Here is a 24,526-nt window from a genome sequence, read left to right as displayed (position 1 = left end):
TGTTCGAGCGGACGAGGGTTGCCGCTTCCCACTACGGAGGACACCATGCAGGCACGAGGGTTCGCGCGGATCGCCGCGATGGCCATGGCCGTTGCCGCGCCACTGGCGATCGCCCCGGCGGCGACCGCGGCCGCCACGGCGACGGTGTACTACAGCTCCGCCGGTGCCCCCGACTACCTCGCGCAGATCGACCAGGGTGCGGCGAACTGGAACGCGGCCGTCACGGACGTGAAGCTGGTGAAGAACGACGGCAGCGCCACGGTGGTGTTCCACGAGGTAAACAGCGGCGGCTCGTACACGCAAACCGACGGCCACGGCAACGGCGACGTGTACCTCGACACGAGCCAGGTCGCCGAAGGCTACGACCCGACCCGCATCGCCGCCCACGAACTCGGCCACAACCTCGGCCTGCCCGACCACTATGAGGGCCCGTGCACGGAGCTGATGTCCGGCCACGGCCCGGGAACGTCGTGCAGGAACGCCAACCCGGATTCCGCGGAGGCGGCGAAAGTGCAGCAGCTGTGGGAAAACGGGTTCCGCGTGGAAGGCACCCGGGTTACTACGACGGTCTACTGACCGGAGAACGCGCGACACCCGGGTCACCGCGACGGTCTACCGACCGGCGAGAACGCGCGCCGCAGGCGACGCCCGGGTTCAGCTTCGGTACGCGCCCATCCGGATGTCCTCCAGCAGTCCCGGTCCGAGGGGCTTCCAGCTGAGCAGCGCGCGGGTCCGGTCGTTCGAGCCGGTCATCGTGTCGGCGAAGAAGCTGCCTACGAAACCGAAGTGTTCCGTGGCGTTTTCGGGGGCGATGGAGGTCACCGGGAGGTCGAGGCTGTCCGCGATGGCGTTCGCGATGTCGCGGGTGGACACGGCTTGCTCGGCGACCGCGTGCAGCCGCGCGCCGGCGGGTGCCTTCTCGATCCCCAGCCGGACCAGTCGCGCGGCGTCGCGGCGGTGCACGGCGGACCATTGTGCCGAGCCGTCGCCGAGGTAGCCGGAAACTCCGCGTTCGCGGGCGGCTTGCGTGAGGAAGTTGACGAACCCCCAGTCGCCCGCGCCGTGGACTGACGGTGCGAACCGGATTGCCAGTGAGTGCACGCCTTTCTCGGCATAACCGAGCACGAGGTTCTCGCTGCCGCCGCGGTCCGCGTCGGGACCGATGGCCGGGGACGCGTCGGTCTCGAGCGCGGGACGGCCTTCGACCAGCCCGGACAGGCCGTTGGCCACCATGAACGCCCGGCCGGTTCCGGCCAGTACGTCCAGCATGGCCTGCACTGCGGCCCGCTCGGCGCGGTCGGATTCCGCGGGGTTGCCCCAGTCGTGCTTGTTCGCCAGGTGGATGACCGCTTCGGCCTGTCCGGCGCCGGACCGCAGCGCGGCCAGGTCGTCGAGATCGCCCGGCAGCACTTCCGCGCCAAGGGCTTTGACCTTCGCCGCCGACTCGGCCGACCGTGCGAGCCCGAGCACACTGTGTCCGTTCGCGACCAGTTCCTCGACCACTGCCGAGCCGATCCATCCGCTCGCGCCGGTCACGAAAATCTGCATGGCACTGCTTCCTTCTCTTCCCGGAACGGGGAGGCGATCTTGATCCATACCCCGAGTCTGGCCAGCTTCTCGATTGCTGTCCACTGCAACTTTCGCAAGGCAGACTTGCGCTACGTGCAAGTTCGGCATGGTTCCCGCCCTGGCGGGAGGCGCCGGGCCGGACCGCCTGCCAGGATCGGGGCGTGCGTGTTCTCCGGCCGCTGGTCAGCGGGGTCACTTACCGCCGATGGGTCTACCTGATCCTCGGCGGTGCGCTCAGCGTGCCGTACCTGCTGTTCGCCGCGATCGCGATGCCCGCGCTGACGCCGTTCGCCGGAACGCGGGACTGGGCGAGTGTCGCCGGGGCGGTCGCGACCGTCGTGGTGCTGGCTGCGACCGCGTTTCTGCCCGCGGTACGGGTGCTCGAAGCCGCTGCGGTACGGGAGTTGCTTGCGCAGGCCGCGCCCGGACGCGGTCGGCTGCGCTGTGCCGCGATGTTCGTGCTGCACGTCGTTTCCGGCGCGCTGATCGGAATCGCGACGCTCGCCTTGCCGGTCGGATTCGGGTTTTCGGTGAACGCGGTCTTCACCGGGAAACTTGTCGACAGTACGGAATTCAGCCTGAGCGTCCCGCGTGGCTGGGGTTCCGCGTGGCTGCCTGCGGTGTTCGCCGCCGGTTTCGTGGCGCTGATCTACGTCGTGTGGGGCGTCGGCGGGCTGCTGCGGCGGACCGCGGCGCGGCTGCTCGGCTGGTCGGCAGGCGAGCGCATCGCGCAGCTCGAACGGCGCACCGAACAGCTCGCCGAACGTACCCGGCTCGCCCGTGAGCTGCACGATTCCGTGGGCCACGCGCTGTCGGTGGTCACCGTGCAAGCCGGGGCCGCGCGCCGGACGCTGCACACCGACCCCGGGTTCACCGAGGACGCACTCACCGCGATCGAGGAATCCGCCCGCACCGCGCTCGACGACCTCGACCACGTGCTCGGCCTCCTGCGCGACGAAACACGCGACCGGTCCCCGCACGCCGGGCTCGCCGACCTGCCCGCGCTCGTCACCGCGACCCGCCAGGCCGGTACCGAATGCCGGGTGGACGTACGGGGCGAGATTGCCGCGGTACCCGCTGTGGTGTCGCGCGAGGTTTACCGGATTCTGCAGGAATGCCTCACCAACGCCGTGCGGTACGCGGGACACGTGCCGGTGGAGGTCGTACTCGACATCGCCGACGGGCGGCTGCGGGCTGCGGTCACGAACCCGCTCGGCTCGGCGCGGCCGTCGCGAGCGCGCGGCGGGCGCGGGTTGCGGGGGATGGCGGAGCGGGCGGAGCTGCTCGGTGGCAAGCTGTCGGCGGGACCGGTGGACGAGACCTGGGAGGTCGTGGTGACGGTGCCGTGGGGGAGCCGGTGAACATCCGCGTGCTGCTCGTCGACGACGAGCGGCTGATCCGCGCCGGATTGCGGGCGATCGTCGACAGCGAACCGGACCTCACCGTGGTCGGCGAGGCAGCCGACGGCGCCGAAGTTCCCGGTCTGGTCACGCAGCTGCGGCCGGACGTGGTGCTGATGGACGTGCGGATGCCCGCGGTGGACGGTATTCGCGCGACCGGGCATCTGATGTCCACAATGGACGATCCGCCGAAGGTGATCGTGGTGACCACCTTCGAAAACGACGACTACGTGTACGACGCATTGCTCGCCGGGGCGAGCGGATTCCTGCTGAAACGGGCGCGCCCGGAGGAAATCATCGCCGGGATCCGCACTGTGATGGTGGGGGATTCGATCCTGTTCCCGGCAGCGATCCGCGGGATGGCCGCGCGCCGATCCGGCACCGGTCAAGAGCCGCCGTTGGAATTCCTCACCGAACGCGAGCGGGAAGTACTGCGCCTGATGGCCGCCGGACTGTCCAATGGGGAGATTGCGACCGAGCTGTACCTGGGGGTGCAGACGGTGAAAACCCACGTGGGCAACGTGCTGGCGAAGCTGGGGGCGCGTGATCGCACGCAGGCGGTGATCCGGGCTTACGAGTCGGGGTTTGTCACGCCGAGCGGCTGACGGCGACGTCACGGCCGATGCCGCGGAGTACTTCGACGCGGTCGGTTCCGGGGCGGCTGAGCACCCAGCTTGACCCGGGTACTTCTTTCGCGCGCTTCTTGAGCGGAGCCAGCAGCCGGGAAGCGTCGCGGTACGACGGGATCGTGCCGCTTCCGCACACCAGCGTCGCCAGGGAAACCGTCACCGGCATGCCCTCGGCCGACCAGTGCGTGTCCAGCAGCGCCCCCGCGACCGTGCCGATTTCGTCGACGTCGCACACGATCAGGAAATCGTCGCCGCCGACGTGGCTCACCCGCATCCTCGGCAGCCGCCGGGTGAGGCGCGTCAGGGTTTCGCCCAGTGCGCGGATGAGGTCGTCGCCCGCGGCGAAACCGGCGTTGTCGTTGACCGACTTGAACGAGTCGACGTCCAGCCAGGCCGCCACGAACTGCTCGCCGATGCCGATCCGGCGTTCGACGTCACGCGCCACCGCCTCGCTGCCCGGCAGCCGGGTGAGCGGGCTGAGCGTGACCGCCTCCTCGACCTTCGCCTCGGCGACCCCGCGCACGACCTCGGTCACCAGCACGACGCCGAGGCACCGCCCGGCCGGGTCGACCACCACGACGTCGTCGCCGGTCCGGCCCCAGTCCGCGTCGGTGACCAGTTCCAGGAATTCGAGCGCACTCGCGCCCGCGTCGATGGTGTGCGGTTTGTCCGCCAGCCGCGCGGCAGGGCGCTTCGCGTGCAGGGCATGGCCGTACGGACCCGTTACGGCCACGAGGAAACGCGTCCGGTCGACTGACCATTGTGGACGGTTTGCCGGATCGACGCCCACCACGCCACTGGGTGCGTCGGCGGCGGCGAGCACCTCGCGGACGTCGTCACAGGTCGCGTCCACCGGCAAAGTGGTGGCCGGGCGCAGGAAATCGCCGACGCGCGGGGCCTGCGGCGGTGCCGGGTTGCGGCGGTCGTCGGCGACGACCACGCCGCTGGGCGGTGCGGACCGGTGCGCGGCGGGCGGCGCGAGCAGGTTGCCCTGTGCGATCCGGACACCGAGGCTCTGCGCCGCGTCGAGCTGCGGGCCGGTCTCGATCCCGGTCGCGACGAGCCGGATGTTCGTGCGCGTCGTGTAGTGCAGCAGCGCCTCGACCACAGCTACCGACGCCGGGTCGCCGGGCAGCCCGCGCAACACGCTCCGGTCGAGTTTCACCAGGTCGACCGGTGCCTGGGCAAGCAGCGCGAGGGGCAGATCGCCGCGGCCGAGACCGTCGAGCGCGAGCCGGAAACCCAGCTCGTTGAGCGCGCGCATCCCGGCGAGCAGCCGGTCGGTGGGCAGGTGCGTGAACGGCGGTCCGACCTCCAGCACGACGTCGCGCGTGCGGCGGCCGGCTGCGCCGAGCTCGGCGACCAGCTGGTCGAACGCCGCGGGGGCGGACGCGAGCGTGCGCGCGGAGAGGTTCAGATGCAAGGGCAGTGCGCTGGGCCGCTCGGACTCCTGGCGCACCGCGGCCGTGGCCAGTCCGAGGTCGACCTGGGTGAGCCGGCCGGCGCGGCGGGCCTCGGCGAGCAGTTCGTGCGCCGTGCCGCGGCCCGGCCGGGCGAGTGCTTCGTACGCGACGACGCCGCCGGTGTGCAAGCTGTACATCGGCTGGAAGGCGAAGCGGACCGCACGGGGCGTCGTCACGCACCCGATCGTCGCATCGGCGATGGCGTAAAGGAAACCGTTGTCAGCTGATGTTCATCGGCGTGGCACCTGGGTTCCCTGGAATGGAGTAACGGCGCCCATTCCTGTTGCACTACGGAAATTGCGGGCAGTGACCAGCTTCCGGCGCAGGTCCGCCGGGGCCGCGCGGAACAGGTTTGCCATGGTGGCGGCCGTACCCGCCAGGTCGGTGCGGCCCGACGTGAAGGCCCGCTGGGCGGCGATCGGGAGGCCGAAGAACAGATCGAAAAATTGCGCCGACTGAGCAGGTGACATTCCGCACAATGCACGGAGCCCGTGCCGGCGCAAGGCGTGGACGGCGCGGGCTTCGGGTGGCCACAAGGCCTTCCGCGCGGCTGCCGCGGCCGTCGCTGGACCTGCGTCGAACGCGTCCACGAGAGCGTCGGCGACCTGGGGCGCGAGCTGGAGCGAGGTGGCGAGGCTGTAACCGGTCGCCGGGTGGACGAGTCCGGCCGCGACACCGAACGGCACCGTCCGGCCGCGGCGCGGGAGGGGGACGTCCAGGACGATCCGCACCCGTTCGGCCCGTCCTTCCGGGCGAATTCCCGCCGCGGCGAGCCGGGCGTGCAGGCGGCGGGCCAGTTCGGGGATCGGCACGCCGGGCCGCTGGGCCAGCGAGGTCTCCTCGACCAGCATGGAGCCGTCGCCGAGGGGGAGCTGGTAGCGGAAGCTTCCGATGCTGTCGCGCCAGTCCATGAAAACGAGCTCGTCCGATGCAGGCACGACGAGGCCGTACGCCGTCTGTTCCGCGCGCGGCCCGCGGAGACCTCGGGGTACGCCGGACGCGTCGACGAACACCGCGGTGGCGAGGCGGCGGCCGTCGGCGAGGTGGACGGTCGAGCCGTGCGGGCCGTGTTCGACGCCGGTGACCTTGCCGGGGACGACCTCCGGCACGGCAAGCCACTCGCGCAGGCCGGCGTTGTCGACCACCAGGTACGCACGGTCGAGGCGGTGCTCGCGGGTGCCGTATGCGAGTGTGGTGGGGGAGATCGCCTTCGCCGGAAGGCCGGGAACCTCGTCCGCCCACACTCCGTACGTGTTCGGCCACTTTCGGTGCGGATCGGGGTCGACGACGGTGACGCTCAGCCCCCGCCGGGCACAGGCGGACGCGAGCGCGTGTCCGGCCGGGCCGCCGCCGGCCACCAGCACGTCGGTCATCCCGCGATCCTGCCGCACCGGCCGATACGGTGTGACACATGGATGAGACCGACCCGAGGGCACTGCGCCGCGACCCGGCGAGCGCGGCCGGCGGGTTCACCGACCTGGCGACGAGCCCGTACCGCGTCGACCGCGACCGGATCACCGCGTCGCCGTTCTTCGCGCGGCTCGGCGGGGTCACGCAGGTGGTCAGTGCGGGTGGCGCGGGGCTGCTGCACAACCGGCTCACGCACAGCCTCAAGGTCGCGCAGGTCGCGCGTGCCATCGCGGAGCGGATCACCGGGGCGAGCGAATCGGCCGAGCTGGCGATGAAGCTCGGCGGCTGCGACCCGGACGCGTGCGAGGCCGCCGCGCTCGCGCACGACCTCGGGCATCCGCCGTTCGGGCATCTCGGCGAGCAGACGCTGGACCGGATCGCGCGGCACCGCTTCGGCCTTGCCGACGGTTTCGAGGGCAACGCGCAGAGCTTCCGGATCATCACCACCACCGACGTGCGCGGGCCGTCGTCGATCGGGCTCGACCTCACCGCGGCGGTGCGCGCGGCAGTGCTGAAGTACCCGTGGGCGCGGCTGCACCGCCCGGATCCGCACCCGACGGCGATGCCGCAGCCGCCGCGGGGCGCCGCCGAACCGGACGACGCACCCGGTACCGGCGCGAGCAAGTTCTCCGCCTACGTCACCGAGCTGGACGATTTCACCCAGGCGCGGGCGCCGTTCGCGGCCCGGATCGAGACGTGGCAGCAGACCGTCGAAGCGTCCGTAATGGACACTGCCGACGACATCGCGTACGCCATCCACGATCTTCAGGACTTCCACCGCATCGGCGTGCTGCAGCACGCGCCGGTGGCGGCCGAACTGGGGGAGTGGCTGGCGCACGCGGTCGAGCTGGCGGGGATGGACGATTCCCGGCTGGCCGCCGAAATCCGCCGCCCCGGCCGTTCCCTGGAACGGATGCGGCGGCGAATGCACGTGAAAGACAGCTGGATCGTGGACGACGACGCGTTCGCCGCAGCCGTCGCCCGCGTGCGTCACGAACTGGTCGACGGTTTGCTGGCCAACGGTTTCGACGGTTCGACCGAGTCGGAACAGGCGACCGCCGCGTTCTCCGCGAACTGGACGTCACGACTGGTGGACGGGGTGTTCGTGCTGTCGTCGCCGTCGACGCGGTCCGGGCACGTTTCGCTGCGCCCGGCGCAGTGGCACGAGGTGCAGGTGCTGAAGTTCGTGCACCGCCGGTTCGTGTTGCTGCGCCCCGATCTCGCGCTGCACCAACGCGGACAGGCCAGCCTGGTCACGACGCTCGTCGACGCGCTCGACGCCTGGCTCCTCGACCGCGACGAGGAATCCCGCCTGCCGCGGCGGTTGCACGATCTGATGGAACTGGCGCATGGCGAGTACGCCGCCTTGGCCCGGTCGGAACCGGAGCTGCTGGTGGGTGCTACCGGCGAGCGGATCGAGGGTGCGGATGCCGTGCGGGGGCTGGCGAGGGGGCGGGCGGTGGTGGACTTCGTGGCTTCGCTGACGGACAAGCAGGCGGTGACCCTGCTCGACGCGCTGTCGGGCCGTTCCGGGCAGCCGTGGTCGGATTCGTTCGTGCTGTAACGAATTCGCCGCCGTTCGGTGGGACCCGATCGCCCCAATGTGGCATTGGGTGCATGCGATGCAACCAATGCCACATTGGGGTGCGTGGGATGCAGCGAATGCCGCATTGGGGTGCGTGGGATGCAGCGAATGCCGCATTGGGTGCGTGGGATGCAGCGAATGCCGCATTGGGTGCGTGGGATGCAACCAATGCCACATTGGGGCGATCGGCGGGCTCGGAGTCGCGCGGGTGCGGCGCCCGGGTCAGGGCGATGGGACACTCTCCCGTGGTTCGTCCCGCGTGCTCGGCAGGTTCCGGAACCCCGGCGGCCGAACGGCCTACGACTTCCGGCGGGGGCGCGAAATTCCCTGCCCAACGTCACCCTAACGGCTGTTTTTCCCCGGCTACGCGCGGTACTTAGCTTGATCCAGCCGGTGATCACCGGCGTTGGCCAGCGTGAGTCGGGGCACGCGGTGCGAGATCGGAGGCGCACGTGCGTCGAAGCCGTTCCACGAGAGCCACCAGAGACCCGAGAGACACCAGAAGACGGGCAGCCATCCTCGCCGCCGGAGCCGCGGTGCTGTTCGGGGTGGCCGCCCCGCCCGCAACCGCTGCACCGTCCACTTCGGACACCTTCGGGACCAACGCGGCGAACCAGATCGCCGCCCTGCAAGCCGTCAAGACAGCACAGACCCCGGCAGAGTCCAAATTGGACAGCAAACTCCTCGTCTCGGAGAAGATGCGCACGCGGAACCTGAGTGCATCCGCATTGCCGGGACTGCAATCCACCGGCCAGACCGCGCTCGTCGACATCCGGGCGACGAAGGTCAGCGACGGGCTCGTCAACGATTTGCGCAAGGCAGGCGTTGCGGTGCGGGCGATTTCGGAGCGTACGGCGAGTATCCGGGCGGAAGCCCCGGTCGCCGCATTACGGGACATCGCCGCGCGCAGCGACGTGAAGCACGTCGAAACCGCGGACCAGGCGATCACCGCACGGCAGCGGGAAAACACCGACCACAAGACGGAAACCAAGCAGCAGAAGGCCGACCGCCTCGACCGGCAGCTGAAGCAGGCCGTCCGCGCGCAGGAAACCATCACCAGCGCGGGCGACCGGGCACACAACGCCGACGGCGCGCGGCAGCAGTTCGGCGTCACCGGCACCGGGGTGAAGGCGTGCGCGCTGTCCGACGGCGTCGACTCGCTGGAGGCGTCGCGCGCGAAGGGCGAGCTGCCTGAGGTCGACGTGCTCACCGGACAAGCCGGGGATGGCGACGAAGGTACCGCGATGCTCGAGATCATCCACGACCTCGCACCCAATGCGAAGCTCGGTTTCGCCACGGCGTTCACTTCCGACGCCAGTTTCGCCGACAACATTCGCAAGCTGCGGTTCGAAGCGCATTGCGACGTGATCGTCGACGACGTCATCTACTTCAAGGAATCCCCGTTCCAGGACTGGATCATCGCGCAGGCGGTGAACGACGTGACCGCCGACGGCGCGCTCTATTTCTCGTCCGCGGGAAACGAAGGCAACATCGCCGACGGTACGGCCGCGCACTGGGAAGGCGATTTCGTCGATTCCGGGAAATCGATCGGGAAATTCGCCGGAACCGCGCACAATTTCGCCGGAGCGGCCGGAAACCAGGTGTTCGAACCGATTTCCGACGCGTCGTCCGCCGGGGTCCCGGTGACGCTGCACTGGTCCGACCCGGTCGGCGCCTCCGCCGACGACTACGACCTCTACCTGCTCGACGCCCGCGGCAACGTGGTGAACTTCAGCCAGAACGTGCAAAACGGCACGCAGGACCCGTACGAGCAGCTCGCCACCCCGATCTTCGGCGGCAGCGGCTTGCGGCTCGCCGTGGTGAAGTTCTCCGGCGCCGCCCGTTACCTGTCGCTGACCGCGTTCGGCAGCCGGTTCCGCGATTCCGCGGACGGGCTCAAGGCCTACTCGACGCCCGGCGCGGTGGTCGGGCATGCCGCCGCCCGCAACGCTTTCGCGGTCGCCGCCGCACCGGCCGCCGCTCCCTTCGGCAGGCCGCTCGAACCGGGCGACCCGGCGAACCCGGCCGGTCCGTACCCGGGCGTGTACTCCGCGGCCAGCAAGGCCGAGCGGTTCAGCTCGGACGGTCCGCGCCGCGTGTTCTACGAGGCCGACGGCAGGCCGATCACGCCGGGCAACGTGTCGGCGACCGGCGGGGAAGTCCGGCAGAAGCCGGAAATCACCGCAGCTGACGGCGTCCGCACCTCGGTCGGCGGCTTCGACCCGTTCTTCGGCACCTCGGCCGCTGCCCCGCATGCGGCCGCCATCGCGAGCCTCGTGCTGTCCGGCAACCCCGGACTGTCCACTTCGGACGTTCGCGACGCACTGCTCAAGACCGCCGTCGACATCGAGGCCCCGGGCTGGGACAACCTCACCGGCGCCGGGATCGTGCTCGCGGACAAGGTGCTGGCCTACACCGGAGCCAGCCCGCAGCCGTACGCGGAAGCGCAAAAGCCCACGGTCACCCCGGCCGACGGCGGCACCGCGCTCGACCCCGGGGACACCGCGAACGTCGCACTGCCGGTGAAGAACATCGGTGACGGCACGGCGGTGTCCACCAGCGTCGTGCTCACCTCGCCGACGCCGGGCGTCACGATCTCGCCGCGGGCCAAGTCGTACGGCACGATCAGCCCCGGGCAGACCGGCGTCAACGACTTCACCGTCACGGTTCCGGCGAACCAGCAGCTCGGCGCGCCGGTCGTGCTCAATGCCAAGGTGACCTTCGCCGGTGCGTTGTCGCCGCGGACCAGCACGTTCTCGCTGCCGGTCGGCACCCCGTCGCCGGTGTCGAAGACGTTCGCCTACACCGGACCGGCGATCCCGATCCCGGACAACTCGCAGCTCGGCGCCTCGGTGCCGCTCGTGGTGAGCGGGGTCGGCCCGGCCGCGAAGGTGTCGCTGTCGATCGACGGCACCACCTGCACCGACACCGAGAAAGCGACCACCGTCGGCATCGACCACACGTATGTCGGCGACCTGGTGGGCACGCTGACCTCGCCGTCGGGCGCCACCGCAACGCTCTTCCAGCGCGGCGGCGGAGGTGGCAACAACGTGTGCCAGGTCGTGTTCGACGATTCCGCGGCCAAGCAGTTCAGCGCTGCCTCGGCCGGGGACGCGCCGTTCACCGGCACCTATCGCCCGGTGACGCCGCAGACGCAGGCCGGCGCCTCGGCGGACGGGACGTGGACGTTCAAGGTGGCGGACATCGCCAGCGGTGACACCGGTTCGCTCCGCAGCGTTTCGCTGCACGTGAACGGGTATGTCGCGGGCTCGGCGGGGCAGCCCGCGATCGTGCACAAGACGGTGACGGCGGGGCCGGTACACCCGGCGATTGCTTGATCTACTGCTTGATCTATCGCCTGATCGGGAGCGGGTTCGGGGCCGTCGCGCACCGCGGCGGCCCCGGACCCTGCCGCACCGGCGGGAAGTGAATCCGGACACGGCCGGGGAAAACGGCTCGACCCCGCCCCGTACACTGGGTGCGTGGTCATCAGGGCGTTCGTGCGGATCCAGAGAGAGTAACCGCCTGCCCGGCATCGTGCGCGGTGCCGGGGCGCTCCAGCACGTCCTCGTCCACCCCCGTCTCCGGGAGTTCTCTTGATCACGGCCACCGGCCTCGAGTTGCGCGCGGGTTCGCGCATCCTGCTCGACGGCGCCACCCTGCGCATCCAGTCCGGCGACCGCATCGGTCTCGTCGGCCGCAACGGCGCGGGCAAGACCACGTCGCTGAAAGTCCTCGCGGGCGAGGGCGAACCGCACGCCGGTGACGTCCGGCGCAGCGGCGAGCTCGGCTACCTGCCGCAGGATCCGCGCGAAGGCGACCTTTCCGTCACCGCGAAGGACCGCGTGCTGTCCGCGCGCGGCCTCGACACCCTGCTGCGCGACATGGAAAAGGCCCAGACCGCGATGTCCGAGCTGGTGGACGACCGGCAGCGGGACAAGGCGATCAACCGCTACGCGCGGCTCGAGGAGCGGTTCTCGTCGCTCGGCGGGTACGCCGCGGAAAGCGAGGCGGCGCGGATCTGCTCGAACCTCGGGCTGGCCGACCGCGTGCTCGCGCAGACGCTGGGCACGCTGTCCGGCGGGCAGCGCCGCCGGGTCGAGCTCGCGCGCATCCTGTTCGCCGCCGCCGAAGCGGGTGCAGGCGGGAAATCCGAGACGATCCTGCTGCTCGACGAGCCCACCAACCACCTCGACGCCGACTCGGTCACCTGGCTGCGCGGTTTCCTCAAGCAGCACGACGGCGGTCTCGTGGTGATCAGCCACGACGTCGAGCTGCTCGGCGACGTCGTGAACAAGGTGTGGTTCCTCGACGCCACGCGCGGCGAGCTCGACATCTACAACATGGGCTGGCAGCGCTATCTCGACGCGCGCGCCACCGACGAGAAGCGCCGCCGCCGCGAGCGGGCCAACGCCGAGAAGAAGGCGTCCGCATTGCAGGCACAGGCGGCGAAACTCGGCGCGAAAGCGACAAAGGCCGTGGCGGCCAAGAACATGGCGCGCCGCGCCGAGCAGATGCTGGCCTCGCTCGACGAGACGCGGCAGGCGGACAAGGTCGCGCGGATCAAGTTCCCGGAGCCGGCACCGTGCGGCCGCACGCCGCTCACCGCCGACGGACTGTCCAAGTCGTACGGATCGCTCGAAATCTTCACCGGGGTCGATCTCGCCGTCGACCGCGGTTCGAAAGTCGTGGTGCTCGGATTGAACGGCGCCGGAAAGACGACTTTGCTCCGATTGCTCGGCGGAATGGAAACTCCGGACACCGGATCGGTGGAACCGGGTCACGGATTGCGTTTGGGCTATTACGCACAGGAACACGAAACTCTCGACCATGAAGCGACGGTGTGGGAAAACATCCGTCATCTCGCCCCGGACACCGGCGCACAGGAGCTGCGGAACCTGCTCGGCTCGTTCCTCTTCACCGGCGAACAGCTCGATCAGCAGGCCGGCACGCTGTCCGGCGGCGAAAAAACGCGGCTGGCGCTGGCCGGGCTCGTGTCGAGTGCGGCGAACGTCCTGCTGCTCGACGAGCCGACGAACAACCTCGATCCGGCCAGCCGGGCCCAGGTACTGGACGCATTGCGCAGTTTCGCCGGTGCCGTGGTGCTCGTGACGCACGACCCGGGCGCGGTGGAGGCACTCGAGCCCGAACGCGTGATCCTCCTTCCGGACGGCACCGAGGATCACTGGTCGGCAGATTATCTGGAATTGGTCCAGCTCGCCTGACGGAGTGCGTCCGTCCGGGTGCCCGCCGTGTCCGGCAAGCACTGGAATGGCCCAATGTGATCGCGGTTTCGGTTGATTTCCGGTTGTCGTCTGGCATTCCGGCGCCGAGTGTTCGATCATTGCCCCGGCAGGGGCCGTGAAGGGCCCGCAACATCCACTCGGCGGGAAGGCGATCGACGTGGCTGATCTCAAGAAAGGCGCGCGGATCACCGGCAATACGCGCGACAAGCTGGCCGCTGACCTCAAGAAGAAATACGAGAAGGGCTCCAGCATCCGGGCTCTTGCGGAGTCCACCGGACGGTCCTACGGGTTCGTCCACCGGGTTCTCTCGGAGTCCGGGGTCCAGCTGCGGGGGCGCGGCGGGGCCACGCGGGTCAAGAAGAAGTAGCTCTACCTTGGCCACTGCGCGGGGGGCGCAGGGCCGTTTCGGCGCACCGGAAGGTGAGCGCGGCACCGAGGAGTACCAGCGGGTACACCAGATAGCCGTACCGGGTCGCCGGAGTCAGCAGGATCAACGCGCCGAGTCCGACGGCGATCCGCGTGAGCGCAGCGGATCCCGTCGCGGGGGGCCGGCGCGCCAGCCAGATCAGCATCGCCACCGCGGCGATACCCACCAGTAGCAGGGAAATCACCGTACCGGCCGGGCCGGTCTGGGCGATCAGGTGCCCGGGCAGCGGGCTCGCCGCGGGCGAGCGCACCAGGCCCATGCCGAGCGGAAAACGGATCACGTGTTCGGTGAACGCGACCGGATCCGCCAGGTACACCGGAAGATGGAGCACGACCGTCGTACTGACCAAAGTGGTCAGAAACCGGGCTGTTGCCACGCCGGGATTTGCCGCGCGGGCACGGTAGTACACGAACACCACGAGCACCGCGGCTGCCGGTGCCGCGATGAGTTTCGCGCTGATCACCAGCGCGAGCACGAATCCGGTCCAGCCTGCCCGGCCCGACGCGGCGAGCGCGCACGCCAGCACGAGCAGCCCGGCGATGGCGAGGTCCGGACCGGCCACCGCCCAGGTCAGCGCGGTGAGCGGGCACGCGATCGCGATCTGTGCGGCGAACACCGGGACGCGCGGCCGGTTCATCAGCCGCCAAGCGCCGTAAGCGCAAGCGACGGCAGCGATCGCGAACATCCACCGTGCGTCGGTGAGCGCGTCGAGAACCGGGCTGCCGCCGAAAAGTGCCCGCGGCAGGCCGAAGATCGTCATCACCGGACCGTACGGCGTGTAGTCGTTCACTTCCGGAGCGCGCCCGAGCGCGGAAAGATCGACGTACGGGGTTCCGTGCTGCAGCAACAGATCCGCGCTGCGCTCGATCACCCACACCTCGGGCTGCGCGGCCCACGACCACGGCGTGATCAGCCAGTCGACCCCGGTCAGGCGGCGGATCACCAACATGATCAACGGCGCGCACATCGCCACCAAGATCACTGTGGCGATACCGATCCACCGCAACCCGAATTTGCCGTGCGCTTGCTTTCCGCGGCGCGCAGTCCACAGTAGCCACCCGCTGTGCGCGGCGGCGAGCCCGTAACCCGCGACGGCGAAGGTGCCCCAGATCCGGTAGCCGTAGAATTCCGATGCCAGCGCGGTGCCGAGCGCGAAGGCGAAGCAGCCGAGGTAGAAGACCAGGTCCCAGGTGAACACGCGGGCGGCGGGCGGGCCTTCGGCGCGGGCAGGCGCCATCAGCAGGTGCACCGCTGTTCCCTCCCCGGTTCGCCGACCCCGAGGCGCCAGGCTACCGAGCCCTGCCCGGCCACCCGCCCCGCGCCCCCTCCCGGAAGTCCGTGAAGGGAACCATGAGGGAATCTGAGTCCGTGATGGTTCCCTTCACGGACGGCCGGGAAGAATGCCGGGCATCCCGGTGTTGTGCAGGGCATCTCCGGAAAAAAGTTAAGGTAATGTAGAGGTTTTTGCGAGCTGGGGGACACTCCATGGACAACACCTGGGCGCTGCTCGGCTCCGCGATGCGGGCGGGCGACGCACCGAAGGCGCTCACCCGCGGCACCGTCCGCCGCGTTGCGCGGTTCGCGCGGCCGCACTGGCGGCGGTTGCTGATCTTCCTCGTGCTCACCGTGATCTCCGCGGTGCTGGCAGTGACCACGCCGGTGCTGGCGGGCAAGGTCGTCGACGCGATCGTCGGCGGGCACAACCTCAGCGTGGTCGTCTGGCTTGCGGTGCTGATCGCCGTGCTGGCGATCCTCGACGCCGGGCTGGGGCTCGCCGAACGCTGGCAGTCCTCGCGGATCGGCGAGGGCATCATCCTCGACCTGCGGGTAGCGGTGTTCGAGCACGTGCAGAAACTGCCCATCGCGTTCTTCACCCGCACGCGCACCGGAGCGCTGGTCAGCCGCCTCAACAACGACGTGATCGGGGCGCAGCGCACGTTCACCGCGACGTTGTCCGGGCTGGTCACCAACGTGATCCAGCTGGTGCTGTCGCTCGTGGTGATGGTGACCCTGTCGTGGCAGGTCACGCTCGTCGCGCTGGTGCTGCTGCCGATCTTCGTGCTGCCCGCGCGCCGGCTCGGCCGCCGGATGGCCGGGCTGCAGCGCGAGGCCGCGCAGCTCAACGCCGGGATGACCACCCAGATGACCGAGCGGTTCTCCGCGCCCGGCGCCACGCTGGTGAAGCTTTTCGGACGGCCGCGGCAGGAAGTCGCGGAATTCGGCGTCCGGGCCGGGCGCGTGCGCGATATCGGCGTGCGCACGGCAATGCTCACCCGCTGGTTCATGACCAGCCTGACGCTGGTGTCCGCGCTCGCGCAGGCGCTGGTGTACGGCCTCGGCGGCTACCTGGCGCTCACCGGGCGGCTCGAACCCGGCACCGTGGTGGCGCTGGCGTTGCTGCTGACCCGGCTGTACACGCCGCTGACCGCGCTGGCGAACGTGCGCGTGGACGTGATGACCGCGCTGGTGTCGTTCGAGCGTGTCTTCGAGGTGCTCGACCTGGAACCGATGATCAAGGAGCCCGCCGCGCCCGGGAAACTGCCTGCGGGCGGGGTTTCGGTGGAGTTCGAGGACGTCCGCTTCGGTTACCCGGCGGCGGACAAGTTCTCGCTCGCGTCGCTGGAGGATGTGGCCACTTTGGACGGCCGCGGCGGCGAAGAGGTGCTGCACGGCGTGAGTTTCCGCGCTGAAGCAGGGCAGATGGTGGCGCTCGTCGGGCCGTCCGGGGCGGGGAAGTCGACGATCGCGTCGCTGCTGCCGCGGCTGTACGACGTCGATGCCGGTGCGGTGCGGCTGTCCGATGTGGACGTCAAGGACCTGGATTTCGCCACGCTGCGCCGGACGGTCGGCGTCGTGACGCAGGACGGGCACCTGTTCCACGACACGATCCGCGCCAACCTGGCCTACGCGCGCCCGGACGTCACCGACGACGAGATCTGGGCCGCGCTGGAGCAAGCCCGGCTCGCCGATCTGGTGCACACGCTGCCGGACGGCCTCGACACCACGGTCGGCGAACGCGGCTACCGCCTCTCCGGCGGCGAACGGCAACGGCTCACCATCGCGCGGCTCCTGCTGGCCCAGCCCAAGGTCGTGGTCCTCGACGAGGCGACCGCGCACCTGGACTCGGAGTCCGAAGCCGCGGTCGGCGAAGCCCTCACCGGCGCGCTCGAAGGCCGCACGGCGCTGGTGATCGCGCACCGGCTGTCCACCGTGCGGGCCGCGAATCTGATCCTGGTGGTGGAAAACGGCGAGATCGTGGAACGCGGCACGCACGAGGAACTGCTGGCCCGCGAAGGCCGTTACGCGGAGCTGTACCACACGCAGTTCGACGAGGAGACCGCCGCTGCATGACCTCGGCCGAGATCGCCCCAATGTGGCATTGGGTGCGTGTGATGCGCCGAATGCCGCATTGGGTGCGTGGGATGCGCCGAATGCCGCATTGGGTGCGTGGGATGCGCCGAATGCCGCATTGGGTGCGTGGGATGCACCCAATGCCACATTGGGGTCGTGCGGACGGGATCAGCGAAGGGCGGGCACCCGCGGTCCGTACTTCGCCAGCAGGGCCACGTTCGCCTCGTCGCCACCCTCCACATTGGAGCTTCGCCAGAGCGGGACGGCGAGGCCTTCGATCGCACCGCGGTCGAGGACCTCGGCCAGGATCAGGTTCCACAGGAACGCATTGACCACAGTGGACAGTGGTGCGGTGCGTGGCGCTTCGGCGGGATGGCTGGCGTCGCCGGGGATCACGAGCGAATCGAGGACCACCGTGCCTTCCTCGGCGAGCGTGGTGGCGGAGCGGCGGGGCGCGGCGGCCACGCAGGCCCGCGACGTCACCGCGATCACCGACGCACCCCGGCGGCGTGCACCCGCGGCCAGTTCCACCGGGTACGGGTTCACGCCGGACGTTGAGAACACCACGAGGACGTCCTGCGGACCGGGAGCGCGTTCGGCCAGCACCTCCTCGGCGAGGCCGGACCGGCGCTCGGTCTGCGTGCTGTGCTGCGCGCCGTGCAGGGGGAGCAGTTCCGGGTGGTAGAGCGGGTACACGCAGGCGAGCCCGCCCGCGCGGTAGAACGTCTCGGCGACCGCGGCCAGCGAATGCCCGGCTCCCGCGGTGAACACCAGCGCGTCGGCCCGGATCACCCCCAGCAGCAGGTCCGCGGCGGCGGACACCTGCGCGGCATTGGCCTCGGCCGCCGCCGCAAGTTTCTCCGAGGTGTTCTTCACGAGGTCCGTGGCGCTCACCACACCTGCCCTTCTTCGCGGGTTCGGGCGCCGAATGTAGCGCGTGGGCACACTCGGTGGTGGATTACCGTGAGAGTTGATCGAAAAGGGGGTGCCGGTGAGCGGGAACCTGGCGGAACCAGTGGTACGCGTCCGGCGGGCGCGCGGGCAGACCAGGGCGGTGGCGCTCGTGCTGCACGGCGGGGCCGAGCACAGCACTGTCCCGGTGGGCTGGTGGCGTCTGGCGTACCTGCGGATGGTGCCGCTGGCGCGTTCCCTGCACCGCGCCGGACGCCCGCACGGGCTCGAGGTCCGGCTGCTGCGCAACCGTGTGTACGGCTGGAATGCGCCCGCCGAAAGCCCCATCCCGGACGCTCGCTGGGCACTGGAGCGGATCCGCGCCGAGCATCCCGGGCTGCCGGTGGTCATGGTCGGCCATTCGATGGGCGGCCGGGTCGCGCTGCGGGTCGCCGACGATCCGGCGGTGACCGGGGTTTGTGCGCTCGCCCCGTGGACGCCGCCGGGGGAGCCGGTCGACGCCGTTGCCGGGCGCGCGGTCCTGATCGTGCACGGCACCCGCGACCGGATGACGTCGCCCGCGGAGTCGTACACCTTCGCTGAGCGTGCCCGTGCGGTCGCAGCCCGCGTCGCGCGGTTCGAGATCGCGGGGGAGGGGCATTCGATGCTCCGCCGTCCCGGGGTCTGGACCCGGCTGATGTGTGCTTTCACACTGGAGCAGATCGCGCCGGGCGGGAAGGACGAGACTTTGCGGGATGCCTGGACCCGGCCGGACGCCGACCGGCTGCGCATTCCGGCATGACCGGTACGCACGGCCAGGTCAGCGGCGCGCGGCGGCCGGTGCGGGAATATCATGGGGAAGGGCCGCAGAGCCCGGTCGGAGGGAGTGTCTTGTCCACGTCACGAGTCGATCCGGCGGCGGTTTCGCAGCCGGTACCCGGCGAATCCCGGTGGCCCGGCCTGGCCACCCCGCCGCATTCGCCGCTGCGGGCCCGCGCGGCCGAGGCGCTCTTCCGGCACGCGGTGAAATCGCTCGCCCTGCGCGTCACCTTCCCGGACGGGACGGTGCTCGGCGCCGGCGGCCCGGACGCCCCGGAAATGCGTATCCACCGGCCGGCGGCGTTCTTCCACCGCCTCGGCGCCGATGCCAAGATCGGCTTCGGCGAGGCGTACCTGGTGGGCGACTGGACGGCCGAGGACCTCCCCGGCGTCCTCACCCCGTTCGCCGAAAAGATGTCCACCCTCGTCCCGCCGTTCCTGCAGCGGTTCCGCCGGCTCGCCGAGCGCACCCAGCCGGCCGCCGAGGAGAACACGATCGAGGGTTCCCGGTCCAACATCCACCGGCACTACGACCTGTCGAACGACCTGTTCAGCACGTTCCTCGACGAGTCGATGATGTACTCCTCGGCGCTTTTCGGGCCGGGGGACACGCTCACCCAGGCACAGCACCGCAAGCTCGACAGCGTGCTCGACTACGCCGGGGTCCGCGAGGGCAGCGAGGTGCTGGAGATCGGCACCGGATGGGGCGAGCTGTCGATCCGCGCGGCCGCGCGGGGCGCCAAGGTCACGTCGCTCACCATCTCGGAGGAGCAGAAGGTGCTCGCCGACGCCCGGATCGCCGAGGCGGGCTTCTCCGACCGCATCGACGTGCGGCTGTGCGACTACCGCGAGGCCACCGGCGAGTACGACGCGGTGGTGAGCGTCGAGATGATCGAGGCGGTGGGTGCGTCGTACTGGCCGACGTTCTTCTCCACCATCGGCAAGCGGCTGCGGCCGGGCGGACGGTTCGGGCTCCAGGCGATCACGATGGACCACGAGCGGATGGTGGCCGCGGCGCGGTCGTACACGTGGATCCACAAGTACATCTTCCCCGGCGGCATCATCCCGTCGGTGCAGGCGATCGAGGAGGGCATGCGCGAGAACACCCGGCTGAGGCTGGCCGGGATGCGCGAGTTCGGCCAGGACTACGCGCGCACGCTCAAGCTGTGGCGGGAGAAGTTCCAGCAGCGCTGGGACGACATCCGCGGCTTCGGCTTCGACGACGTGTTCCGCCGCATGTGGGAGTTCTACCTCGCTTACTCCGAGGCGGGCTTCCGCGCCGAGTACATCAAGGTGCACCAGTTCGGGTTCGCCGATCCACGCTGAGCCTCGCGCGGCCCTGCCCGCACAACCCGCGTATGGTCCCGCACGTCCTAGACGTGAGGGCCGTGCCGGTACCGGGCGGCGCCAGTAGCACCGGATCGGGGAGATCGAGGCCATGACGTACGGAGGCGACGACGGCGGGCGGCGGATGCCGCCCGGGCCACCGCAGCCCCCCGCACGCCCGCGGCAGCAGCAGCGGGCCCAGATGCTCCCGCTGCCGGGGAGAGGACAGAGCCCTTACGACAGCCGGACCCGGCCGATGGGCGGCGTGCGCGGGGAGGCCCCGCCCCCGCCCCAGCCGCCGCGCCGGGAGCCGCCGGATCAGGGGTACCCGCCGCCGCAGCGCCCGCGCCGCCGCCGGAGATGGAGCGTCGGCAAGGTCCTGCTCACGTTGCTCGTGGTCTTCGTGCTGTTCCTGGGCGCGGTATGGGCGTACCTGGAGTTCTCGATCAACCGGGTCGACGCGCTCGCCGACTACTCCGGCCGCCCGGTCGCGGCGTCGGGGACGAACTGGCTGATCGTGGGCTCCGACAGCCGCGAGGGCCTGTCCGCGGAAGACGAGGAACGCCTGGCCACCGGCGATGTCGGCGAAGCGGGCGGGAAGCGTACCGACACGATCATGGTCGCGCACATCCCGGACAACTCCACCAAACCGACGCTGCTGAGCCTGCCGCGGGACTCGCAGGTGAAGATCCCGGGCCACGGCACGAGCAAGATCAACGCGGCGTTCGCGCTCGGTGGCCCGAAACTGCTGGCGCAGACCGTGGAGGGCGCCACGGGGCTGCGTATCGACCACTACGCGGAAATCGGCTTCGGCGGTTTCGCGAACATCGTGGACGCAATCGGCGGGGTCGACATGTGCATCGAGAAGGACATGAACGACACCATGACCGGCATCGACATCAAGGCAGGCTGCCAGAAGCTCGACGGCCGCCAGGCGCTCGGGTTCGTCCGCATGCGCCACAGCGACGCGACCCCGCGGTCGGACCTCGACCGGGTGGCGAACCAGCGCAAGTTCATCGGCGCACTGGTGAGCCAGATCGCCAGCCCGGGGACACTGCTGAACCCGTTCGACTTCTTTCCGCTGCTGTCCTCGGCCCCGGACGCACTGACCATGGACACCGGCGACCACGTCCACAACCTGGTCGGCCTGGCACTGGCAATGCGCGGCATCTCGTCGGATGGCGTCAACACCACCACGGTGCCGGTGACGGACGCGTCGGCGGAACATTGGGACAAGACGAAGTCGAAGCAGCTTTTCGACGCGCTGAAGGGTGACACCGAGGTGCCGTCGAGCGTGCTGGTGAAGTGACCCGTTGGTGGTGGGCCTGCGGAAATTCGCGGGCCTGCCACCGCCACGCCTGTCACGATGGCAGGCATGGAAACCCTCACCGACGGCGTCGTCACGCTCGTCCGCTGGCGGCCGGACCACCTGGACCTCCTGGTCGACACCGTCACCGCCTCGCTCGATCACGTCGGGGCGTGGCTGTTCTGGGCTGCCGACGGGTACGACCGGGCCAAGGGCGAGGAGTTCCTGTCCCGCTCGATGGAGGAGTGGGAGAGCGGCGGCGAGTACAACTACGCCATCTTCACCGCCGACGGCCTGGCTGGCGGCTGCGGTCTCATGCGCCGCGACGACGGGCGCGAGATCGGCTACTGGCTCGCGAAACCGCACACCGGCAAGGGGTACGTGACTCGCGCGAGTGCGTTGCTCGTCGCCGAGGCCTGGCGGCAGGGTGCCACCCACGTGCTGATCAAGCACGACCGACGCAACACCGGCAGCGGCGCGGTTCCGCCCCGGCTGGGGTTCACCGAGGTCGGTGAGGAAGCGTCGGTGCTGCCGCTCGCTCCGGCCTGCTCGGGCGTCAACCGGGTGTGGCGGCTCGAGCGGCCGGAGTGAGCTTTGCTCCTCGCTCGCCGCAAGCACCCCAATGTGGCATTGGTTGCGTTGAGCGCACCCAATGTGGCATTCGTTGCGTCAGATGCACCCAATGCCACATTGGGGTGCTCGGGGCGGGACGGGGCGGGTCAGGCGGTGGTGCGGGTTCGCAGTACCTGCAGAGCCCGGTCGGCGTGGGCGGTGAAGTTCAGTTCGCTCTTGATCACGTCCAGGATGCGGCGGTCGGGGCCGATCACGAACGTCTGCCGTTTCGTGTGCAGGGGCAGGATTTTGCGCCACACACCGAACTGTTTCGCCACCACACCGTCCACATCGGACAGCAGCGGGTAGTCGAACCCGTGCGTGGTGGAGAACGTGCGCTGCTTTTCGACCGCGTCCGGGCTGATGCCGACGCGCTGGGCACCCACCTCGGCGAACTCCGCGGCCAGGTCGCGGAAGTGGCAGCTCTCCGCGGTGCACCCGCTGGTCATCGCGGCCGGGTAGAAGAACAGCACGACCGGGCCGTCGGACAGCAGCACCGACAGGGTGCGGTCGGTGCCTTGGTCGTCGGACAGCGTGAAGTCGGGGGCGAGATCGCCGGGTTGCATCGGCAGGGGTCCTTCCGGTCGGGAGTACAGATCAGTCCGAGTGCCGGGCGATCATTTCGTCGACCTCGTCGCCGGTGGCGGATTCCGCGACGAACGAACCCCGCGCGGCCAGTACGCCGTGCTCCCGCAGCCGTTGCGCGTGGACCGCGTCGCGCACGCCCTCCGCGCCGATGCGCAGCTTCAGCTCCTTCGCCCGCGTCACGAGCTGGGACAGGTGCCGCAGATCGGTTTCGGACGGGTTGTCGCCGGCGAGGGAGTCCACGACCGCGCCGCTGAGGATCACGTGCTTCACCGGCAGCCGGTACTGCGGGATCAGCTCGAGGTCGGACGAGCCGGAGATGGTGAGCACCAGCTGCGCGCCGAGTTCGGCCAGCACGGTGAACGAATCGAGCACCTCGCCCTTGTCGTTGAACATCGACGCGCGGTCGGTGCACAGCCGCAGTGCCCGTGCGGGCAGGTGGTAGCGGTCGAGCTGATCTTTGACCAGCATCACCAGTTCCGGGTCGATGGCCAGCCGCTTAGGCAGCCGGATGCAGACGTCCGGCGCGGTGTCGCCGTACTGCCGCCGCCAGCGCGCGGTCGCCCCGAGCGACTCCGACAGCAGCCATTTGCCGAGCGGCACCGTCATCCCGGTGGTCTGCGCGAGCGGGAAGAACTGGTCGGACCCGAGCTCGCCCCGCTCCGGGTGATGCCAGAGCAGCCCGGCGTTCACCGCGGCGATCTCGTCCTGCTTGGCGAGCTTCACGGTCGGCTGGTAGATCAGCGAGAACTCGCCGTTTTCGAGCGCACCGGCAATCACCGCGCCGAGCTGGTACCGGCTGCGGTCGCGGGCGTCCTCCTCCGGGTCGAACAACATCCACTGCGCCTTGCCGGCTTCCTTGGCCCGGTGCAGCGCCAGCTCGGCCGCCCGCAGCAGCTCGCCCTGCCCGCCCTGGTTCGCCGGGCGCACCACGATGCCGATGCTCGCGCTCACGCCGATGCCGTGCTCGTCGAGATACACCGGCTCGCTCAGCTCTTCGAGGATGCGGTCGGCCAGCAGCACCGTCGTCCGCCGGTCGACCCCCGGACCGCGCAGCAGGACCGCGAACCCGTCCCCGGCCAGCCGCGCGACGTACCCGTCGTGCTCACCGGCGAACACTGCCGTGAGCTTCGCCGCGATCGCCTTCAGCACCAGGTCGCCCATTCCGGCGCCGAGACCGTCGTTGATCACCTTGAAGCCGTCGATGTCCAGGTACAGCAAGGCGATCCGGTCTTCGCCACCCGCGCCGAGGACGGCTTCGAGGCGCGCGGTGAAGGCGGCGCTGTTGGGCAGCCCGGTGAGCGGATCGTGGAGATTCTGGTGCAGCAGGCGCTCGCCGAGCAGGTGCAGGTCGTCGGCGTCGGCTGCCATCACGACCGGGAAGAACGTCCCCGGGCGGTCGCCGGGCAGCGAGGCGAGCGTGACGTTGGTGGTGAGGCCGCCGTCGCGGCTGTGGTCGAGGTGCACGCCGCGGACGATGCGCCGGTCCTTGCCGGTGAGCGGCAGGCTGTCCAGCGCGTCGCGCAGCCGCTGCGCGTCGTGCGGGGCGGCGGCCAGGTCGGCGAGGTGCCGCTGCTGCAGAGCGGCGGCGTTCGTGCCGAGCAGCTTGGCGAAGGCCGCGTTCACCTCGACGACGGTCCCCGCCGTATCGGCGAGCGCGATTCCGATCGGCGCGGCCGAGAAGAGGGCGGTGAAGCGCCGGAGCGCGCCGGTGTCCGCGGGCGAGGCGGTGACCTCGGCGGCGAACGACAGCAGGACTTGCTCGAGCTCCGCGGCGGGAAGCGTTACTCCGTTGGTGTCGGTCAGCTCGGCCGCGTACTTGCGCACGACGTCGACCAACCCTGGCATGGCACCAGGCTCCGGCACACTCCACCTCTTCATACGCGGACAAAGACCAGCTCAGACCC

At 70.1% G+C, this 24,526-nt stretch carries 19 protein-coding genes; 12 read left to right on the top strand and 7 right to left on the bottom strand.

The window, feature by feature from the left end; all coding sequences use genetic code 11:
- The first annotated feature begins 45 nt into the window (after positions 1-45).
- Positions 46-576, top strand: coding sequence for a snapalysin family zinc-dependent metalloprotease (locus tag OO71_RS27435; protein ID WP_033292732.1), 531 nt, complete (start codon positions 46-48; stop codon positions 574-576).
- A 78-nt stretch (positions 577-654) separates the two neighbouring features.
- Here the strand turns inward: OO71_RS27435 and OO71_RS27430 are convergent, their stop codons facing one another.
- Complete coding sequence (locus OO71_RS27430) at positions 655-1,548, bottom strand: SDR family oxidoreductase (protein WP_033292731.1); 894 nt, start codon at positions 1,546-1,548, stop codon at positions 655-657.
- 182 nt (positions 1,549-1,730) lie between these two features.
- On the opposite strand from OO71_RS27430, the gene OO71_RS27425 reads away from it, so the two are divergent.
- Positions 1,731-2,930 (top strand): sensor histidine kinase, encoded by a 1,200-nt coding sequence (locus tag OO71_RS27425; protein WP_033292730.1) that lies wholly within the window; start codon positions 1,731-1,733, stop codon positions 2,928-2,930.
- Complete coding sequence (locus OO71_RS27420; protein WP_033292849.1) at positions 2,927-3,574, top strand: response regulator; 648 nt, start codon at positions 2,927-2,929, stop codon at positions 3,572-3,574. Before OO71_RS27425 ends, OO71_RS27420 begins: the two co-directional genes overlap by 4 nt.
- Here the strand turns inward: OO71_RS27420 and OO71_RS27415 are convergent.
- Together OO71_RS27415 and OO71_RS27410 are read right to left on the bottom strand one after the other, a co-directional pair.
- Complete coding sequence (locus tag OO71_RS27415) at positions 3,558-5,237, bottom strand: GGDEF domain-containing protein (protein ID WP_033292729.1); 1,680 nt, start codon at positions 5,235-5,237, stop codon at positions 3,558-3,560. The genes OO71_RS27420 and OO71_RS27415 overlap by 17 nt on opposite strands.
- A 54-nt stretch (positions 5,238-5,291) precedes the next feature.
- On the bottom strand, positions 5,292-6,434 hold the full coding sequence (locus OO71_RS27410; protein WP_084145328.1) for a lycopene cyclase family protein: 1,143 nt from the start codon (positions 6,432-6,434) through the stop codon (positions 5,292-5,294).
- 38 nt (positions 6,435-6,472) lie between these two features.
- Between OO71_RS27410 and OO71_RS27405 the strand changes: the two genes are divergently transcribed.
- The 4 genes from OO71_RS27405 to OO71_RS27390 all read left to right on the top strand — a co-directional run bounded on the left by OO71_RS27405 (position 6,473) and on the right by OO71_RS27390 (position 13,669).
- On the top strand, positions 6,473-8,035 hold the full coding sequence (locus tag OO71_RS27405; RefSeq protein WP_033292728.1) for a deoxyguanosinetriphosphate triphosphohydrolase family protein: 1,563 nt from the start codon (positions 6,473-6,475) through the stop codon (positions 8,033-8,035).
- 536 nt (positions 8,036-8,571) lie between these two features.
- Positions 8,572-11,394: a S8 family serine peptidase gene (locus OO71_RS27400; protein WP_033292847.1), complete on the top strand. Its 2,823-nt coding sequence runs from the start codon at positions 8,572-8,574 to the stop codon at positions 11,392-11,394.
- A 258-nt stretch (positions 11,395-11,652) separates the two neighbouring features.
- On the top strand, positions 11,653-13,281 hold the full coding sequence (locus tag OO71_RS27395; protein WP_033292727.1) for an ABC-F family ATP-binding cassette domain-containing protein: 1,629 nt from the start codon (positions 11,653-11,655) through the stop codon (positions 13,279-13,281).
- Positions 13,282-13,459: 178 nt separating this feature from the next.
- Positions 13,460-13,669 (top strand): helix-turn-helix domain-containing protein, encoded by a 210-nt coding sequence (locus OO71_RS27390; protein WP_003071237.1) that lies wholly within the window; start codon positions 13,460-13,462, stop codon positions 13,667-13,669.
- Here the strand turns inward: OO71_RS27390 and OO71_RS27385 are convergent.
- Positions 13,656-14,966 carry a glycosyltransferase 87 family protein gene (locus tag OO71_RS27385; RefSeq protein ID WP_211260614.1) on the bottom strand — a complete coding sequence of 437 codons (1,311 nt, stop codon included), beginning with the start codon at positions 14,964-14,966 and terminating at the stop codon, positions 13,656-13,658. The two genes, OO71_RS27390 and OO71_RS27385, sit on opposite strands and share 14 nt — an antisense overlap.
- A gap of 248 nt (positions 14,967-15,214) precedes the next feature.
- Here OO71_RS27385 and OO71_RS27380 point away from each other — a divergent pair, with 248 nt between their 5' ends.
- Positions 15,215-17,080, top strand: coding sequence for an ABC transporter ATP-binding protein (locus OO71_RS27380; RefSeq protein WP_033292725.1), 1,866 nt, complete (start codon positions 15,215-15,217; stop codon positions 17,078-17,080).
- Positions 17,081-17,248: 168 nt separating this feature from the next.
- On the opposite strand, the gene OO71_RS27375 is transcribed toward OO71_RS27380, so the two are convergent.
- Positions 17,249-17,977 carry an SIS domain-containing protein gene (locus tag OO71_RS27375; protein ID WP_033292724.1) on the bottom strand — a complete coding sequence of 243 codons (729 nt, stop codon included), beginning with the start codon at positions 17,975-17,977 and terminating at the stop codon, positions 17,249-17,251.
- A 94-nt stretch (positions 17,978-18,071) separates the two neighbouring features.
- On the opposite strand from OO71_RS27375, the gene OO71_RS27370 reads away from it, so the two are divergent.
- From OO71_RS27370 to OO71_RS27355, 4 genes are all read left to right on the top strand, one after another.
- Positions 18,072-18,773: an alpha/beta hydrolase gene (locus OO71_RS27370; RefSeq protein WP_033292846.1), complete on the top strand. Its 702-nt coding sequence runs from the start codon at positions 18,072-18,074 to the stop codon at positions 18,771-18,773.
- Between the two features lie 89 nt (positions 18,774-18,862).
- Positions 18,863-20,116 (top strand): SAM-dependent methyltransferase, encoded by a 1,254-nt coding sequence (locus OO71_RS27365; protein WP_033292845.1) that lies wholly within the window; start codon positions 18,863-18,865, stop codon positions 20,114-20,116.
- A 112-nt stretch (positions 20,117-20,228) separates the two neighbouring features.
- On the top strand, positions 20,229-21,425 hold the full coding sequence (locus tag OO71_RS27360; protein WP_033292723.1) for an LCP family protein: 1,197 nt from the start codon (positions 20,229-20,231) through the stop codon (positions 21,423-21,425).
- Between the two features lie 66 nt (positions 21,426-21,491).
- Positions 21,492-22,013, top strand: a complete 522-nt coding sequence (locus OO71_RS27355) for a GNAT family N-acetyltransferase (protein WP_211260612.1) — start codon at positions 21,492-21,494, stop codon at positions 22,011-22,013.
- 128 nt (positions 22,014-22,141) lie between these two features.
- On the opposite strand, the gene OO71_RS27350 is transcribed toward OO71_RS27355, so the two are convergent.
- Positions 22,142-22,600, bottom strand: a complete 459-nt coding sequence (locus OO71_RS27350; protein WP_033292721.1) for a peroxiredoxin — start codon at positions 22,598-22,600, stop codon at positions 22,142-22,144.
- 31 nt (positions 22,601-22,631) lie between these two features.
- On the bottom strand, positions 22,632-24,467 hold the full coding sequence (locus tag OO71_RS27345) for a diguanylate cyclase domain-containing protein (RefSeq protein ID WP_033292720.1): 1,836 nt from the start codon (positions 24,465-24,467) through the stop codon (positions 22,632-22,634).
- Positions 24,468-24,526 lie beyond the last annotated feature (59 nt).

The organism is Amycolatopsis jejuensis (genome assembly GCF_000717335.1).
Classification (GTDB): domain Bacteria; phylum Actinomycetota; class Actinomycetes; order Mycobacteriales; family Pseudonocardiaceae; genus Amycolatopsis; species Amycolatopsis jejuensis.
The sequence above is the reverse complement of the archived record's forward strand: the minus strand, read 5'-3'. Positions and strand labels throughout refer to the sequence as shown.